This window comes from Streptomyces olivochromogenes (genome assembly GCF_021538895.1).
In the GTDB taxonomy this organism is placed as follows: Bacteria; Actinomycetota; Actinomycetes; order Streptomycetales; family Streptomycetaceae; genus Streptomyces; species Streptomyces olivochromogenes_A.
Genome location: NZ_JADDRL010000002.1, coordinates 147,291 through 163,269 on the forward strand (window position 1 = coordinate 147,291; position 15,979 = coordinate 163,269).

The window sequence follows — 15,979 nt, forward strand, 5'->3', positions numbered from 1 at the left end:
TGGCGTATGACTGTAGCCCTCAAGGGTCACGAGGTCTTATGAGGCCTAGGTGTGTCTGCACATCCCGGTTCTCCCACAGCCATCGGGCGCAGACGGCGTTGAACCCACCTACGCTGTTGTCCCGGGCTGTTGCCAGCAGCCTGTTCGCCTGTTTGATCAGCGGCCGCGCTTCGTGGAGCCAAGGGAAGGGGAACGGATTCGGACGGTGGAGGTATTTCGCCGCGAGTGTGATGGCGCGACCGCGTTCGAATTTCGTCACGATGGATTCGTTGCCGTGGGCGTCTTGCAGAACGCGGCAGGCGTCGAAGCAGTCGTAGGCATGTCGGGCGTGGTCTGCCGCTTCCACAGCAATGCTGGAACTGGGATCTGGGTCGGATCCCCACAGCGCCTGATGTTTGCTGATCAGCTCGTTGGCCCTGTCCAGATAGAGCTTTCCGAGGCCGTCCAGCAGCGGCACGCTGGTGAAGTCCGTCAGTAGTAGCTCTCCGAGAAGTTCAGAATTTCCCTGATCGAGGTCTTCGTCTTCCTCATCGTGCACATAGGCATCCGCTGTCACGAGGGCGCCCTCAGAGACTGCATAGTCGGCTGCGGATTTGTCGAACAGGTCGCGGAGTCGCTGTTGTTCCGGTGATTCGGCGGGGCCCTGGTATGTGATGTGTACCTGGTCGCTGACTCGGTGCGGGCCGGATTCCTGCCCGTGTCGCCGACGGTCCAGGAAGCACCCGACGGCCCCGGCGTAGTCGTCGCCAACGATGGTTTCAAAGGCGGAGTTGATGGGATCCCAGTTCACGGGTTGGCCGAGCCGGATGGCGGTCCGTTCGCGGAGGACGACAGCCAGGCCGACACGGCCGTCATGCCGGAGGATGGCGTTGAGGTGCGTCTGCGCCCGGATGAGTTGTGGATACCAGTTCTGCCGCTTATCGGGTGAGGTGTGTTCCACGTCGGCCAGTAGCGCCTCCGCGGCAGACAGCCGGGCGAAGCGCCGGATCTCGCCGTTGGGCGCGGTGTGAACCAGGTACTCGTAGAGGGTGATGGCCTCATCACAATTCCAGATGTAGCGGTGGAACGCTGCCTCGGCGGCGATCAGCCGCGCTTCGCCGGGCCACAGATCAGTGGCTTGGCTGAAGATCGTGAAGATCGGGGTGTTGTCGACCTGTGGTGCCCTAGTTGGGGGGCCCGAGCCGATCCCGTTCCTCTGGTCCTGTCTGGCCTGCTTGAAGTCGATAATTCCTGTCCAGCGCCGGTATTCGCGCTCCAGCCGCGTCTCCAGGGCGCACAGTTCGATTGAAGGGCCGTAGCGGTACCGGTGCGCATTGATCTTCGGCTGGCGTTCGCGGTAGAGCGGTTCGATACGTCGCCGTTGTTCGCCTGCCGACAGCCGCAGGAAGTCTTCGCCGGGCTGCTGGGCGGCGCCGCGCAAGCTACCTTGCTCACCCCAGTCGGATTCGAGGCAGTTGAGGTCGAGTAGGGCGTGGGCGTGAGACCGGGAGTCGCCCTTTGACAGCCAGCTACGGACCTCCTTGATGCAGGCGTGCCGTCGGGTTTCCGCCTCCGTGCTCGCCGTTCCGGTGCGTGGTGCGAACCGCCGTATGTCCAGGACCTGGCGGAGCCAGACTTGGTATGAGAAGGCGGAGGGGGCGAGCGCCACCGCAGCACGGGCGTATTCTTCTGCCTTCTCCAGGCGGGCGCGGGCCGGACCGATGCGCTGGTTCTCGCGGAGGGCGTGAGCGAGGAACCCGTACGCCTGGGCCAAAGAGCTCAGGACCTTGGCGGCGTTCTGGTCATCCGGGGAGAGGGCACTCTCCGGCGTGGAGGTGGGCTGGGGAGTCGCTTCCGGGAGATGCTCCAGCAGCTCTATGGCTTCTTTGGCGCCCGTCTGCTTCAGGGCCGGGTCGTCGCACCGGGCGTGGAGCTTCCGTAGGAAGCGTGCCGCAGAGACGCAGATGTTCAACGGCCAGGAGTGTCTGTTGCCCCAACAGTGTTCCAGTGTTCCCAGGACGAGGGAGCGGGTCTCCACCAGCTCCTCATCGGTGGAACTCTGTTGGAGAAGCAGAAGGGCCGACTCGAACAGTCGCATGGACCAGAGAGACAGTGGTACGCCCCGTTCGTGCGCGAACTTCAGGCCGGCGACGGCGTTGCCCACCACGTTGACCAGCTCCTGGCGGCTCTCCGTCGAGTCGAGCAGGGTACGGCTTCGTACACGTGCGATACGGCTGTGGAGTTGGAGCCGGGTGTGGACGCTGCGCGCCATGTTGTCCCGCGGGAGGGCGCCGGCCACCAACTCATCCGCCTTCTGGACGAGATCTCGGGCATCGTCGAGCCGGTCGGCGTCGATCAGAGTGTCGGCCGTGTTGAGCAGCCAGGACACGGCGAGCGTGATGCGGCTGGCTTGGCCGGGACCCGGTCGGCGTGCGCCGGCGAGAACTATGTCGAGCGCAGCGCGACGGACGTCGAGCAGTCGCACCCGCAGCCCGAGCCGCTTGCCGGTGAGCGCCAGCGAGGCATCGACGGAGCGCAGCAAGCTGTGAGGAACGTGATCAGGATCGCAGTCGCCGAGTGCTGCGGAGAACTCCTCTGCGGCAGCGACGAACCCTGCGCCGGTCTCCGCAGCCGCGCCTCCGGCGCGCGCAGCCAGGGTGACGGACGCCACGGTGTGGTAGAGGCGGTCAAGCGCGGCGAGTGGGTTGACGTCTTCCTCGCCGGCCGAGGCGTCGGCCAGGGGGCCGGTAGCGAAGGGGGCAATGGGAGGCTGCTCAAGAGCGTCCCGCGACGTTGGCAGGTAGGGAGCATCGCCAGCTGGCCCGAGTACGAGGGGGCGAAGGGTCTCGTGCAGTTTGGGGAGCCTGTTGCCGCCTTCGTCCTCGATCCAGCCGAGGGCCGAGCGGAGCTTGGCCTGGAATGCTGGGTCTGCGTTCTCGTCGTCTTCGAGTGCGCTCCCGGCTGTGAGCAGCAGCGGACGTGCTGCTTTGCAGAGGCGTCGGTCCAGTTCTAGGAGGTCCAGCTCAGCAGGGAAGAGACGGTCGAGGTACTCGGGGTTGAGAACGGGCGGAGTGTCATCGTTCATGCCCTCATCGCGGGTCAGCGCCGCAATGAGGAGGGAGCGCAGCGCCTGCTCGCTGGCCTGCCCCAGGACGACGTGTCCCGGTTCGGTGCGGGAAAGGACGCGTGCGTGTTCCAGGCGCGACAGGAGGAGGTGGGAAAAGCCGACGGAGGAGGACTCCAGGACGTGCTGGGGCAGGGGCATCTGGTCGGCAAGAGCCCAGACGGCGAGGGTGGCGAGCGGTTCGGGAGTGCCGCTGGTGCTGTCGGGCGCAAACGTGAGGCGGCAGTCTATTTCGTGCAGGGTCCTGGCCATGCTGGGTGCGGCTCCCTCCAGCAGAGCAGCGGCCAAGGACGCCGGGTCGGGTAGGGCGCCGTCGATGTCGTTGCGCCTGAGGTAGCTCGTGGTGCTTTGGCTGAGGACGCCTGGGAGCCGTAGGCGCCGGTCTTGAATACGGCTCATGACGTTGTCGCCGTCTACTGTCACGCCCTCTTGGGCCATGAGGGCAGTCAGGAGATCGGAAGCCTCTTCGTGCTGGAGTTCGTCGAGTTGAACGTCAACCTGCAGGTCGAGTTGGTCGTCGCCGCGGACGTCGCCGAGTTTCACGCGGGAGATGATGATGTCGGCCGTGTTCCGGAAGTAGGGGTGGGCGAGCAACTGATCCAGCTCACTGTGGATCTGGCTGGGGTCGTAGCCCAGCCGCGCGCAGTTGATGACCATGAGCAGAGTGCGTCCCTGGGCGTGCTCGCGTAGACGGTCAATGATCATTCCGGGGCGAGGGTCGCCATCGTCGACCTCGGTGTTCGGATTCACGTCTTGGAGGCGGACGTCGAGCGCGCAGGCCAAAGCTTCCAGGACGGGGGACTCGGCGCTGGCGTTGGTGACGGTGATCTCCAGCAGTAGCCAGGGTTTGCCTTCCGGCGCGGAGTCCTTCACCTGGCGTGTCGCCAACAGCTCGCGGACGAACGCCTGTTTTCCGGCGTAACGCGGTCCGTGCACCGGGAGGACGGCGCGATGACGGAAGCGGCGAAGGGCCGACTTCAGTTTGTCGGCGCGGCCGGTGAAGAGGGCGTCGGCGGAGGGCCAGTCACCGAAACCGTTGGGCAGGGCCTCGGAGGTAGCCGTAGCTGGAGACGTGGCGACTGGTCTGCCCAACGCCTCCGCCAGCTGCGGCTCCTGACCCACATCACGGAATGCCTCGGAGAAGCCCTCCGTGTCTGTGATGTCGGTGATGGCCGTGGCCAGCAACCGCCGCCGCTCTCGACCCTTGTGCGCGTCCGTGATCACCGCTACAAGGCGGCCGCTCTCGTCGCGGACCAAGGCACCGGACATGCCCTGCCACAACTCAGGCCTTTCGGGGCTGGTGGAATCGACATCGAATCTGACACTCCCGCCCCGCGCGCCGCCCGCGGACATCAACCGCCCGCTGGCATGCTCGGTCTCCCGATCACCTTCCGGGCGCACTTCCGATTCCGGAAACCCCACAACATCGCACGCCAGAGGGTGGTCACCGATATCCGCGAGTTCGCACGGGCATTCCGGCGCATGCCACCGTGGGTCAACCACTTCCAGCAGAGCGACATCGTGCCAGGGATCCGACCATCGCACCGTGCAGTCGCGCCAATCCTCGGTTCCCTGGGCGGTCCCCAGCCGTGTTTGGAGTGCCCCGCCCAGTTCTCCAAGTTCTCGGAGTTTTTCGTACACTTGTACGACGTGCCAGGCTGTGAGCACGCCCCGATCGCCTACCACCCATCCGGAGCCCGAGGAGCCGACGCTTGCGGCTTCAGGTGAGGCCCACACCTCCACTAGTCGCTCGGGGACCCGAACCATCCCGCTCACCTCTCCGGCAACTGCTGCACGCGACCCGCTATGGCCTGCTGTCAGGCCGCCTGGTCCCACCAGCGCCCAACTTCAACTTCTCGTCATCCAGGCCGGTCGGCTGTGCGTCGCTCTGACGCGCATCTGGCCGGCCTTCCACCTCGGCTGAAACCTTCAGGGGCTGCCCGTCTTGTCCGACCGGCTGCAATGAGACCTTCACGCGGTTTGTCTCCGTTCGCTGATGCTCCGCCTTCCCTCCAAGCGAAACGACATGGAATCGCACCCCCGCATCGCCACCAGCCACTCTCCGCGCTTCTACCAGGAACTCCAGCTCCACCCCTGCCATGCCGAAGCGCACCGCCTGGCCCTCACCTTCCGCCAGTGCCTCCGCTAGCTCCCTTCGCACCTGGGCGATCGCCGCCGCCAGCGTTGGGCCATCGAAGTCGTCGGCCACGAAAACCACCACCCGATGAGGTCAATCCCCCTAATAAAACCGTACAAACTGTGAGCAACTCGTGCACTTCTTGACCGGCCAGGGGTTCCGGGGACGGCCAGGTAGTTGAGGAATCACCTGCCTGATCAGGTCGTGGGGACGCGCATCGGTATGGTGCCGTTGGCGAGAACTCCGTCCGTGCAGGTCTCGCCATTGGCTTCGCCGGGAGGGCTATGACCCGTCTGTTCAGCCTGGACGCGCTCGTGGCGGGGGATCGTCTTCGCCGGAGGGACCCGTAACTCCCTGGCACTCGCCGCGGTTGGCGCAGACCTGATCGAGATCCTCGGAATGGTCTCCTACGTCCGGCTGGTGCCCCGCTTGACGCCCGCCGACCAACGCGGCAGGGACGTTCCCGTCACCCCCTTACAGCAGCCCATGCCGAGAAGAGGGCGAGGAGTCGGCACGGTTCACTCGGTCGCCGCCTTTCTCACCGCCGACGCCCGGGGCCCGCCCGAAAGGAGCGCCACCCCAACGTCTCGAAGTCGTCGTCCCGTACCAGACCGACGTCGGTGAAACTGCGGGCGGCGGCCAGCATCGCCGCGCCCGGTCCTCCGGGGGCGCTGTCGGCGGCGCTCAGGACGGCACGGGTCTGGGCGCCGACGTCACTGGCGCCACCGCTTAGCCAGCCCTGAAAATTGGCGGCGATCGCGTCAAGGGCCCCGGCGTGCGCAGATCCGCTCCGCTGGCCGCGACCTTGGCGATGCAGACCTGCATCTGGGTGTCGTCGGAGTACTCGCCAGGCTCGTATGGTCCCAGGCCACCACCGATCATGCGCGGCTGCTGGTCGTCGCGGAGCGTCGCCTTGAACTCGTAGGGCACGCCCAACGCGTCGCCCGCAGCCGCGCCGAGCAGTACACCGGCGGCCCGGTCGGCGGCCAGCGTGTCCAGTGCGGGGCTGCCGGGAATGAGCCATGGGAACTCCTCAGGGTGCGGCGGCGTGCGGTAAGGCCGGGGCGGGCGGTGGCGTAGAGACAGAAGTCCCGGGCGGAATCGACCGGGACGATGCAAGCACAGAGCGCCGAAAGAGGCTTGCCCCTCCGCATGTTGACGCTCGGCCAGCTTGGCACGACATCTCGATTATCGTCAATGAGACGATAGTGGGATGTCGGGATGAGGGTCGAGATCCACACGATTTGGGGCCGATCGAGGTTGGGTGGACGGGTAGTGGCAGCTGCCGGTTGTTCAGTCGTGGCTACGGTGAGAGGCGGTGGTAGGGCGAGTCCACTCGGGTTCTGCCGCCATTGCGGATGAGGGCGTGCGGGAGGGAGCTGAAGCAGGCAGATGGGCCAACTGTCTTCGAACAAGTACGGGGCCGTATGCGCGGCTGATCATTGCTCGGTGTACGTGGAGCCCGGTGTGGGTGTCCGTGTCCGGCGCGAGGATCGATGGCAGGTGTATTGCTCGGCCGACGCCCCGGATCCGGATGGCCGGTATCCGGTCACTCGCAGCGCCGCACCCCGGGCCGCGGACGAGCCTGTCGGTGGCGCGCCTCGGTTTGGGACCAACCGGTTCGCCGGAGCCTGCATGGACTGCTCGGTCGAGGTCGCAGCGGGCGCCGGGGTGCTCGTCACCTGGGATGACGGCAGGCGGAGAGTTCAGTGCCCCGTGTGCCAAGAAGTCGCGTTCCGGCATGAGCGCTGGGATGAAAATGACCAGTTCGGGGTCGGTTCATGGTTTCCGAGCGAGTCTCCGGCGGGCTGTGGCGCGACGATCTCCGTACGCATTCTGACGTTGAACCGGCCCTGCTGGAAATGTGGTGAGGTCAGCACCTGTGTTGTCGGCCTGCGCCCCTTTCGACCCGCCCTCACCGACCCGGGGCCGAGGTCGGTGGATGGAATTTCGCTGGTGTGGGTGAGGGAACTGCTGGAGCAAGCCGGAGTCGACTGGCTGGCGAGTTCGATCAAGCCGCGCTGGAGCGCCACGATGCGTCAGAGATATCTGAGCAATGGCTGCCAGCATTGCGACGCCCTTCAGGGGGACTTTCCGCTGGAAGGGGAGGTGTCCGAGCTTGTTCGGGAGAGCGGCGTGGAAGCTCTGGACACCGTGTTGGTGGCCGACGTCCCTGCACTGGTGTGGCAGCGCACGGTCCACGGTGAGCGTGGCGAGGGCAGCGGGCTCCTTGCGTGAGCTTCCCCATCGCGCTGCTGACCAGGGATGCGGGAAAACCGGGGGTATAGCGTGGGAAACGATCTTCAGGGGCCCCTCATCTCGCCCGATCAGCGAGTTCCGTCGGTGCCCCACCATCCGAATAAGGCGGCACCAGTCATGGTGCCGCCTGATTCGTTTTCCCCTAATTTTCCCCGGTCGTTGCCGCGTTGTGATGCTTGTCTCCGTGGGCGGTTGTGGATCCGGGGGCTGACTCCTCGTCGGAACGGCCCGACTGCTGGGTGTGAGGAACCTCTCACGGAGTGGTGATGGGGGGCGGACCGTGTGAGTCCGGTTCGCACAACCGCGGAGTTGTCCACAGGGTCTGACGCGTTTCGGTCACCGGTTGTACGGTCTGCGCAGTTGATGTTCGTGCGAGTGCGCGGGTGAGTACGGGTTCGGGGGAGGCGGTCGCGGTGACCGATGCTGGTGCGGAAGCGGCTCGGACGGCGGGAGGGGCGCCCAGGCTGCCCCGGGTGACGGGCTTCGCGGCGTGGCCGCCGCAGGGGTCGCCGAAGGAGGAGGGCAAGGCGCTGCGGGCGAGCGTGCCGCGCACCTCGCACAGCCTCCTCGACGTGGACGGCTCCCGCCCCGACGCGGTGAGCGCGGTCGAGGAGTCCAACCAGGGCCGCATCACAGGACTCACGCCGATACGGGTGGGCAGGATGGCCGCGACGCCGTTCGCCTTCCTGCGCGGCTCGGCCGGCCTGATGGCCTACGACCTGGCGCGCACCCCCGTGACCCGGATCGGCACGCAGATCTGCGGCGACGCCCACGCGGCCAACTTCGGCCTGTACGGCGACGCCCGCGGCGGACTGGTCATCGACCTGAACGACTTCGACGAGACCGTGCAGGGCCCCTGGGAGTGGGACCTCAAGCGCCTCGCCGCCTCCCTGGTGCTGGCCGGCCGCGAGGCGGGCGCCGACGAGGACACCTGCCGCGCGGCCGCGCACGACACCGTGGGCGCCTACCGGCGCACCATGCGCCTGCTCGCCAAGCTGCCGGTCCTCGACGCCTGGAACGCCATCGCGGACGAGGAGCTCGTCTCGCACACCGACGCCCATGACCTGCTCGGCACGCTGGAGCGGGTCTCGGAGAAGGCACGGGCCAACACCAGCGGCCGGTTCGCGGCGAAGTCGACCGAGGTGGTCGAGGGCGGCGGACGCCGGTTCGTCGACGCCTCGCCGGTGCTGCGACGGGTCGAGGACGCGGAGGCGGCGGCCGTGGCCGCGTCCCTGGAGTCGTACGTGGCCACTCTCTCCGAGGACCGACTGCCGCTGCTGGCCCGGCACGCCGTGCACGACGTGGCGTTCCGCGTGGTCGGCACGGGCAGCGTCGGCACCCGCTCGTACGTCGTCCTGTTGCTGGACCACCGCGGCGAACCGCTGGTCCTGCAGGTCAAGGAGGCCCGTCCCTCGGCGCTGGTCCCGCATCTGGCGACGGCCGGCTTCGAGGCACCGCCCGTCGACCACGAGGGCCGCCGGGTGGTCCTGGGACAGAAGCGCATGCAGGTGGTCAGCGACATCCTGCTCGGCTGGACGACGGTCGAGGGCCGCCCCTTCCAGGTCCGTCAGTTCCGCAACCGCAAGGGCAGCGTCGACCCCGCCGCCCTCTCCGCCGACCAGGTCGACGACTACGGCCGCATGACCGGCGCTCTGCTGGCCCGCGCCCACTCCCACAGCGCCGACCCGCGCCTGATCGCCGGCTACTGCGGCAAGAACGAGGAACTGGACGAGGCCATAGCGGCGTTCGCGGTCGCCTACGCCGACCGCACGGAGGCGGACCACGAGGAACTGGTGGCCGCGGTGCGGTCGGGGCGGATCCCGGCCGAGATGGGGGTCTGAGTGGACGCGGGGTGCGGCGCCCGGAGCACCGGGCGCCGGGCGGGATGCGCGAAGCGGAGGGGCTCGATCCCGTCGTGGCCTAGGCTGGTCGGGTGACGACTCCGGAAGCTGAGCAGTCCCAGGCGCCCCGGCCCGAGGAGCGGCTGGAGCGGGCCGTGCGGGCCGCCGAGCAGGCGTTGATCGAGTTCGAGATCGCCGTGGAGACCTTCCGCGTCGAGGTCGAGAACTTCTCCCGGCTGCACGATCAGAAGCTCGGCCCGATGTATGCCCGGCTGGACGAGCTGGAAGCGCTGATCGCCGAGGCCAAGGCCACCCGCACCGGCGACGCGGAGGACCTGCGCCTCGCGCAGGAGGCGCGCGCCCGGGTCATGCCGATCCCCGGCGTCGAGGAGCTGCTGAACGGCTGGATGGACGGCCACGGCCTGTTCCCGGAGGCCGCCGCGATGCTCACGGACCAGGCGGTACGGCCCCCCGAGCGGGTGCGCCCCAGCGAGCAGGCCCGCAAGCTCTATCGCGAGCTGGCCCGCAAGGCCCACCCCGACCTGGCGCAGGAGGAGGCCGAACGGGCGCGGCGCGAGGAGTTCATCACCCGCGTCAACGCCGCCTACGCCCGTGGCGACGAGGCCCTGCTCAGGGAGCTGGCCGAGGAGTGGGCCGCGGGCCCGGACCTCGCCGAGCGGCCCCCGAGCCGCGCCGAGGAGCTCTACGCCCGCCTCGAATGGCTGGCGCAGCGCAAGGAACTGCTGACCCTGGTCGCCCGCGAGCTGGAGGACACCGCGATCGCGTCGATGCTCCGCCTGGCTCCCGACGACCCCGACGCCCTGCTGGACGAGATCGCGGAGAAGCTCCGTGCCGACCTGGCGGAGCGCGAGGCGGAGCTGGCGGGGTTGCTGGCGCAGGAGTAGCGCGAGCCGGCTTTCGTTGCACTTCGGGTAGCGTCGGAGGCATGAATTTCGCAGCACGTGTGCCCACGGTCGGAGTCACGGACCTCAACGACGGCGACTTCCTGCTGGACGTCCGCGAGGACGACGAGTGGCAGGCGGGTCACGCCGAGGGGGCGCTGCACATTCCGATCAGCGACTTCGTCGCCCGGTACGGCGAGCTGACCGAGGCCACCCCGCAGGACGGCCGCGTCCATGTCATCTGCCGTTCCGGCGGCCGCTCGGCCCAGGTCACGATGTACCTGGTCCAGCAGGGCATCGACGCCGTGAACGTCGACGGCGGCATGCAGGTCTGGGCAGCGGCGGGCCGCCCCGTCATCACGGACGCGGGCGCACCGGGGCACGTCCTCTAGGCCCTGTCGTCAAACTCGCGTCTGCCCCGCGACGCCATGCACGTACTCTCGCCGCACCGGGCCCCGACCCCAGTACGTCCAGTACGAGGGACGAGGCCCGGCACTCCCTCAGTCTTCGTCCGGGGGGACCCCCAGAGCACGCTCCCCCAAGCTCTCGGCTCCGCTCGAGCAGGGGGACCCCCATGACGCCGCGAGGCCCGCCCTTCGGGCGGACGACGCGAGTTTGACGACAGGACCTAGAACCACCCGGGGGTGCGGCCCGGCCCGGTCCTCCCGCGAGGTCGGCCGCCGCGCGGTCAGCTCAGGGGATGTGCCGCCAGCAGGTCCCCCAGGGCCTCCTCGTGTGCCGCCGCCGGGCCGAGCGACAGCTCCAGGTGTTTGGCCCAGGCGTGATAGCGGTGCAGGGGGTAGTCGGTGTCCGCGCCGAACCCGCCGTGCAGGTGCTGCGCGGTCTGCACAACGCGTCGTACGCCCTCCGAGGCCCAGATCTTCGCCACGGCGACGTCCCCGGAGGCGGGCAGCGGTCCGGGCGCTCCTGAGCCGATCCGCCACGCGGCCTGCCACAGCGTGGCCTCCATGGCGCGCAGGTCGATGTAGCGGTCGGCGGCCTGGACGGCGACGGCCTGGAAGGTCGCGATCGGATGCCCGAACTGCTCGCGTTTGCCGGTGTATTCACTGGTCATCCCGAGCACCCGCTCGCCCAGCCCGAGCGCCAGCGCGCACGTCCCGGTGGCCAGCAGCGCGCGCAGCCACTCCCAGGCGCCGTCGGCCTCGATGACGTCGCCGACGGGGATCCGCGCCGACTCCAGCCGCAGCTCGGCCAGCCGCTCCCCGTTGGTGGAGATCTGCTCGGCGAAGACGGCTCCGTCGTGCCCACGGGGCACGAGCGCGAGGACGGTCCGGTCGGCGTCGGTGTGCGCGGGTACGACGACGAGGTCCGCGCCGTACGCCCACGGCACCCCCGTCTGCACCCCGTCCAGCACCCACACGTCACTGTCGCGCCGCGCGGTCACGGCGCGTTCGGCCGGGTCGTGCCCGGTGCGGCCGTTCGCGGCGACGGTCAGGACGAGCTCACCGCGCCCGGCCCGCGGCAGCAGCCCGGCCGCCAACTCCTTGCCGCCGTAGGCCTGTACGGCCGCCGCGGCCGCGGCGCTCTCCAGCAGCGGAACCCGCGCCAGCACCTTCGCGGACTCCCGCAGCACCAGGCACAGTGCGATGGGGTCCAGGCCCGCCCCGCCGTACTCCTCGTCGAGCAGCAGGCTCAGCAGGTCGGCCTCGGCGAGTCTGGTCCACAGCGTCCGGTCGAAATCGTCGGCCACGGCGCCGGTCGTGAGCGCCGGACTGGGCACCGTGTCCGGCGCCACCCCGGCGAACACCCCCTGGGCCGCCTCGGCCGCCGCCAACTGCTCCTCGGTGAAGGTGAAGTCCACGGTCCTGTCCTCCCGGCGGATCCGCCCATCTGACGGTCCGTCAAGATAGAACAGGTTCTAGGAGAAGGGAACGGTGGGACGGCAGGCTTCTGTCAGCGGTCGAAGTCCAGTTCCACTTTCTCGGTCACCGGATGCGACTGGCAGGCCAGCACATACCCGGCCTCGGTCTCGTCCGCCTCCAGCGCGAAGTTGCGGTCCATGCGCACCTCGCCCGAGACCAGGAAGGCCCGGCAGGTCCCGCACACCCCGCCCTTGCAGGCATAGGGCGCGTCGGGCCGGTTGCGCAGCACCGTCTCCAGCAGGGACTCGCCGTCCTGGACCGGCCAGGTGCCGCCGCGTCCGTCGAGCCGGGCGGTCACGGTGCTGTGCGCGGGCGCCGAGGCGGCCGGCACCGGCGACGGGGCGGAGTCCACATGGAAGATCTCCTCGTGGATCCGGGCCCGGTCCACGCCGAGTTCCCGCAGGGCCCGCTCCGCGCCCTGCACCAGCCCGAAGGGCCCGCACAGGAACCAGCCCGCCACCGCGTCCACCGGCAGCAGCGCGGGCAGCAGCTCCATGAGCCGCTCCCGGTCGAGCCGTCCGGTCGGGAGGCCCGCCTGCTGCTCCTCCCGGGAGAGCGCCGTCACCAGCTGCAGCCGCTCGGGGTAGCGGTCCTTCAGGTCGGCGACCTCCTCCAGGAACATCGTGGAGGCGGCCGTCCGGTCGCTGCGGATCAGGCAGAACCGGGCGCCGGGCTCACGCGCCAGCAGCGTCGAGACGATGGACAGCATCGGGGTGATGCCGCTGCCGCCGACGACCGCGGCGTACAGACCGGGCGCGGGGTCGAGGGTGAAACGGCCGACCGGGGTCATGACCTCCAGCTCGTCGCCGATGTTCACCTCCTTCAGGACGTACGTCGAGAAGGCTCCGCCCTCCACCAGTCGCACCCCGACCCGCAGGGTCCGCGGTCCCTCGTCGCCGGCGGCGGGTGCCGTCGAGCAGATCGAGTACGTCCGGCGGATCTCGTCGCCGTCGACCTGGCGGCGCAGGGCGAGGTGCTGACCGGGCGCGTGCCGGTACTCCTCGCGCAGCTCCGGCGGGACGGCGAAGGTGAGGGCCACGGAGTCGTCGGTGAGCCGGTCGACCGCGGCCACCGTGAGCGGGTGGAAGCGGGCCATCACAACTCCTTGAAGTGGTCGAACGGTTCACTGCACAGCAGGCAGCGCCGCAGGGCCTTGCACGCGGTGGACGAGAACCGGCTCAGCAGCTCGGTCTCGGCGGAGCCGCAGTGCGGGCAGCGGACGGGGTCGGGATCCGCGGTCTGCTCGGCCATGCCTGTGCCGACGTGCGTCGGGCCGAGCCGCAGTGCCACCGGTCCGGTGTCCCGTGTGGTGCGCGGGGGAGCGATGCCGAACTCCCGCAGCTTGCGCCGCCCTTCGTCCGTGATGTCGTCCGTCGACCAGGCGGGCGCCAGCACCCTGCGGACGGTGACCTCGCGCATGCCGTGCTCGCGCAGGACCCGCTCTATGTCCAGGGACATCGCCTCGACGGCCGGGCAGCCGGTGTAGGTCGGGGTCAGGTCGACCTCGACCGCGTCCGCGCCGCGCAGGCGCACCCCGCGGACCACGCCCAGCTCCCGCAGGGTGAGCACGGGCAGTTCCGGATCCGGCACCGCACCGGCCAGCTCCAGGAGTTCCGCCTCCAGCGCGGTCGTCGTCACCATGACGCCCCCGGGTGGCTGCGGTGCAGGTGCTGCATCTCGGCGAGCATCCGCCCGAAGGATTCGGTGTGCAGGCCCTGACGGCCGGCGCCCGCCGACCAGGCCCCGGTCCGCGGCCCCTCGGGGACGGACAGGGTGGCCCGGCCCAGCACAGCGCCGATCGACTCCAGCCAGGCCTGCTCCATGCCGGCCCAGTCGGCGTCCAGGCCCTCCACCGGCTGGAACATCTCCCCGGTGAACCGCCACAGCTCCGCGCACGCCAGCCGCATCCGCTCATGGCTGACGTCGGTGCCGTCCCCGAGCCGCAGAGTCCACTGCTCGGCGTGGTCGCGGTGGTAGGCGACCTCCTTGACGGCCTTGGCGGCGAGCGGCGCGAACGGGCCGTCCCCGGCGGCGAGGTCGGCGTACAGCAGGTGCTGGTAGGTGGAGAAGTACAGCTGACGGGCGATCGTGTGCGCGAAGTCGCCGCCCGGCTGCTCGACCAGCTGGAGGTTGCGGAAGGCCCGCTCCTCGCGGAGGTACGCCAGCTCGTCCTCGTCGCCGGCCATCGACAGCAGCACCCTGGCCTGGCCGAGCAGGTCCAGCGCGATGTTGGCGAGGGCGACCTCCTCCTCCAGGACGGGGGCATGGCCCGCCCACTCCCCCAGGCGGTGGGAGAGCACCAGGGCGTCGTCGCCCAGGGCGAGCGCCGCGCTCGCCGAAACCGTGGCGGTCACAGGTGCTTCACCCCTTCCGGGATCTCGTAGAAGGTCGGGTGCCGGTAGGGCTTGTCGGCGGACGGCTCGAAGAAGGGGTCCTTCTCGTCGGGCGAGGAGGCGGTGATCGCGGCGGCCGGGACGACCCAGATCGAGACGCCCTCGCCGCGCCGGGTGTACAGGTCACGGGCGTTGCGCAGGGCGAACTCCGCGTCCGGCGCGTGCAGGCTGCCGGCGTGGGTGTGGGAGAGGCCGCGCCGGGAGCGCACGAAGACCTCCCACAGCGGCCAGTCGGTGTTCGTCATGCCTGCGCTCCTTCTGTCCCGCCGGGACCTGTCGCTGTCCCACCGGGACCTGTCGCACCGCTGCGCTTGGCCGCGTACGCCGCGGCCGCCTCTCGTACCCACGCGCCCTCGTCGTGTGCCCGCCGGCGCTGGGTGATCCGCTGTTCGTTGCACGGGCCGTTGCCCTTGAGGACCTCCCAGAACTCCGTCCAGTCGATCGCTCCGAAGTCGTGGTGCCCCCGCTCCTCGTTCCACCGCAGGTCCGGGTCGGGGAGGGTGAGGCCGAGGGACTCGGCCTGGGGGACGCAGATGTCGACGAAGCGCTGGCGCAGCTCGTCGTTCGAGTGGCGCTTGATCTTCCAGGCCATCGACTGCGCGGAGTGCTGGGACTCGTCGTCGGGCGGGCCGAACATCATCAGGGACGGCCACCACCACCGGTTCACCGCGTCCTGCGCCATCGCGTGCTGCTCGGGGGTGCCCTTGCTCAGGGCGAGCAGCAGCTCGTACCCCTGGCGCTGGTGGAAGGACTCCTCCTTGCAGACGCGGACCATCGCGCGTGCGTACGGCCCGTAGGAGCAGCGGCACAGGGGGACCTGGTTGGTGATCGCGGCGCCGTCCACGAGCCAGCCGATCGCGCCGACGTCCGCCCAGGTCAGGGTGGGGTAGTTGAAGATCGAGGAGTACTTCTGGCGGCCGCTGTGCAGCTTGTCGAGGAGCTCGTCGCGGCCGGTGCCGAGGGTCTCGGCGGCGCTGTAGAGATACAGGCCGTGGCCCGCCTCGTCCTGGACCTTGGCCATGAGGATGGCCTTGCGGCGCAGCGAGGGCGCGCGCGTGATCCAGTTGGCCTCCGGCTGCATGCCGATGATCTCGGAGTGGGCGTGCTGGGCGATCTGCCGGACCAGCGTCGCGCGGTACGCGTCGGGCATCCAGTCACGAGGCTCGATGCGCTCGTCCGCGGCCACGGCGGCGTCGAAGGCGCGCTCGTACGCCGCCGTGTCGGCGGTGTCCTGGGCGCCGTACGCCGATGTGGCTGCCGTACGGTGCGCGGCTGCTGTGGCCATGCGGTCCCCCTGACCTCGGGCTTCTCGGAGCACTGTCCCGACCGATCGTTCGGTTCGTGCGATTCCATCGTGGGCGAGCCGTCGTGAGGTGTCAACCGCTGTGGACAACCGTCCCGACAGGCTGTGGACAACCCCCCGACGGCACCGGACCGCCGTGGCAGCGGGGTGCGGGAGTG

13 protein-coding genes are annotated in these 15,979 nt (G+C 69.4%); 4 read left to right on the forward strand and 9 right to left on the reverse strand.

What is annotated here, in order from left to right; translation table 11 throughout:
- Window positions 1–19: 19 nt before the first annotated feature.
- The 3 genes from IPZ69_RS01715 to IPZ69_RS01725 form a co-directional block, all read right to left on the reverse strand.
- Window positions 20–4,870 (reverse strand): S1 family peptidase, encoded by a 4,851-nt coding sequence (locus IPZ69_RS01715; RefSeq protein ID WP_268834097.1) that lies wholly within the window; start codon window positions 4,868–4,870, stop codon window positions 20–22.
- Between the two features lie 37 nt (window positions 4,871–4,907).
- The gene (locus IPZ69_RS01720; protein WP_235451811.1) at window positions 4,908–5,312 is read right to left on the reverse strand and encodes a trypco2 family protein; all 405 of its coding nucleotides are present in this window, start codon (window positions 5,310–5,312) and stop codon (window positions 4,908–4,910) included.
- A 657-nt stretch (window positions 5,313–5,969) separates the two neighbouring features.
- A complete protein-coding gene (locus IPZ69_RS01725; RefSeq protein WP_235451812.1) occupies window positions 5,970–6,170 on the reverse strand; it encodes an ADP-ribosylglycohydrolase family protein in 201 nt (66 codons plus the stop codon).
- A 519-nt stretch (window positions 6,171–6,689) separates the two neighbouring features.
- Here IPZ69_RS01725 and IPZ69_RS01730 point away from each other — a divergent pair.
- The 4 genes from IPZ69_RS01730 (at window position 6,690) to IPZ69_RS01745 (ending at window position 10,634) form a co-directional block, all read left to right on the forward strand.
- Window positions 6,690–7,478, forward strand: a complete 789-nt coding sequence (locus IPZ69_RS01730) for a hypothetical protein (protein ID WP_235451813.1) — start codon at window positions 6,690–6,692, stop codon at window positions 7,476–7,478.
- A 434-nt stretch (window positions 7,479–7,912) separates the two neighbouring features.
- Entirely contained in the window at window positions 7,913–9,340 is a 1,428-nt protein-coding gene (locus IPZ69_RS01735) for a DUF2252 domain-containing protein (RefSeq protein WP_235451814.1), read from the forward strand.
- Window positions 9,341–9,432: 92 nt separating this feature from the next.
- Window positions 9,433–10,245 (forward strand): hypothetical protein, encoded by an 813-nt coding sequence (locus IPZ69_RS01740; protein ID WP_235451815.1) that lies wholly within the window; start codon window positions 9,433–9,435, stop codon window positions 10,243–10,245.
- Window positions 10,246–10,304: 59 nt separating this feature from the next.
- Complete coding sequence (locus IPZ69_RS01745) at window positions 10,305–10,634, forward strand: rhodanese-like domain-containing protein (protein ID WP_235451866.1); 330 nt, start codon at window positions 10,305–10,307, stop codon at window positions 10,632–10,634.
- Window positions 10,635–10,930: 296 nt separating this feature from the next.
- Here IPZ69_RS01745 and IPZ69_RS01750 read toward each other — a convergent pair whose 3' ends face one another.
- The 6 genes from IPZ69_RS01750 to paaA form a co-directional block, all read right to left on the reverse strand.
- A complete protein-coding gene (locus IPZ69_RS01750; RefSeq protein WP_235451816.1) occupies window positions 10,931–12,064 on the reverse strand; it encodes an acyl-CoA dehydrogenase family protein in 1,134 nt (377 codons plus the stop codon).
- A gap of 92 nt (window positions 12,065–12,156) precedes the next feature.
- Window positions 12,157–13,221, reverse strand: coding sequence for a 2Fe-2S iron-sulfur cluster-binding protein (locus IPZ69_RS01755; protein WP_235451817.1), 1,065 nt, complete (start codon window positions 13,219–13,221; stop codon window positions 12,157–12,159).
- Window positions 13,221–13,766, reverse strand: a complete 546-nt coding sequence (gene paaD, locus IPZ69_RS01760; RefSeq protein WP_235451818.1) for a 1,2-phenylacetyl-CoA epoxidase subunit PaaD — start codon at window positions 13,764–13,766, stop codon at window positions 13,221–13,223. Before paaD ends, IPZ69_RS01755 begins: the two co-directional genes overlap by 1 nt.
- Entirely contained in the window at window positions 13,760–14,479 is a 720-nt protein-coding gene (paaC, locus tag IPZ69_RS01765) for a 1,2-phenylacetyl-CoA epoxidase subunit PaaC (RefSeq protein ID WP_235451819.1), read from the reverse strand. Before paaC ends, paaD begins: the two co-directional genes overlap by 7 nt.
- A complete protein-coding gene (gene paaB / locus IPZ69_RS01770; RefSeq protein WP_235451820.1) occupies window positions 14,476–14,763 on the reverse strand; it encodes a 1,2-phenylacetyl-CoA epoxidase subunit PaaB in 288 nt (95 codons plus the stop codon). The genes paaC and paaB overlap by 4 nt, the downstream gene beginning before the upstream one ends.
- Entirely contained in the window at window positions 14,760–15,803 is a 1,044-nt protein-coding gene (gene paaA, locus IPZ69_RS01775; protein WP_235451821.1) for a 1,2-phenylacetyl-CoA epoxidase subunit PaaA, read from the reverse strand. The genes paaB and paaA overlap by 4 nt, the downstream gene beginning before the upstream one ends.
- Window positions 15,804–15,979: the final 176 nt, after the last annotated feature.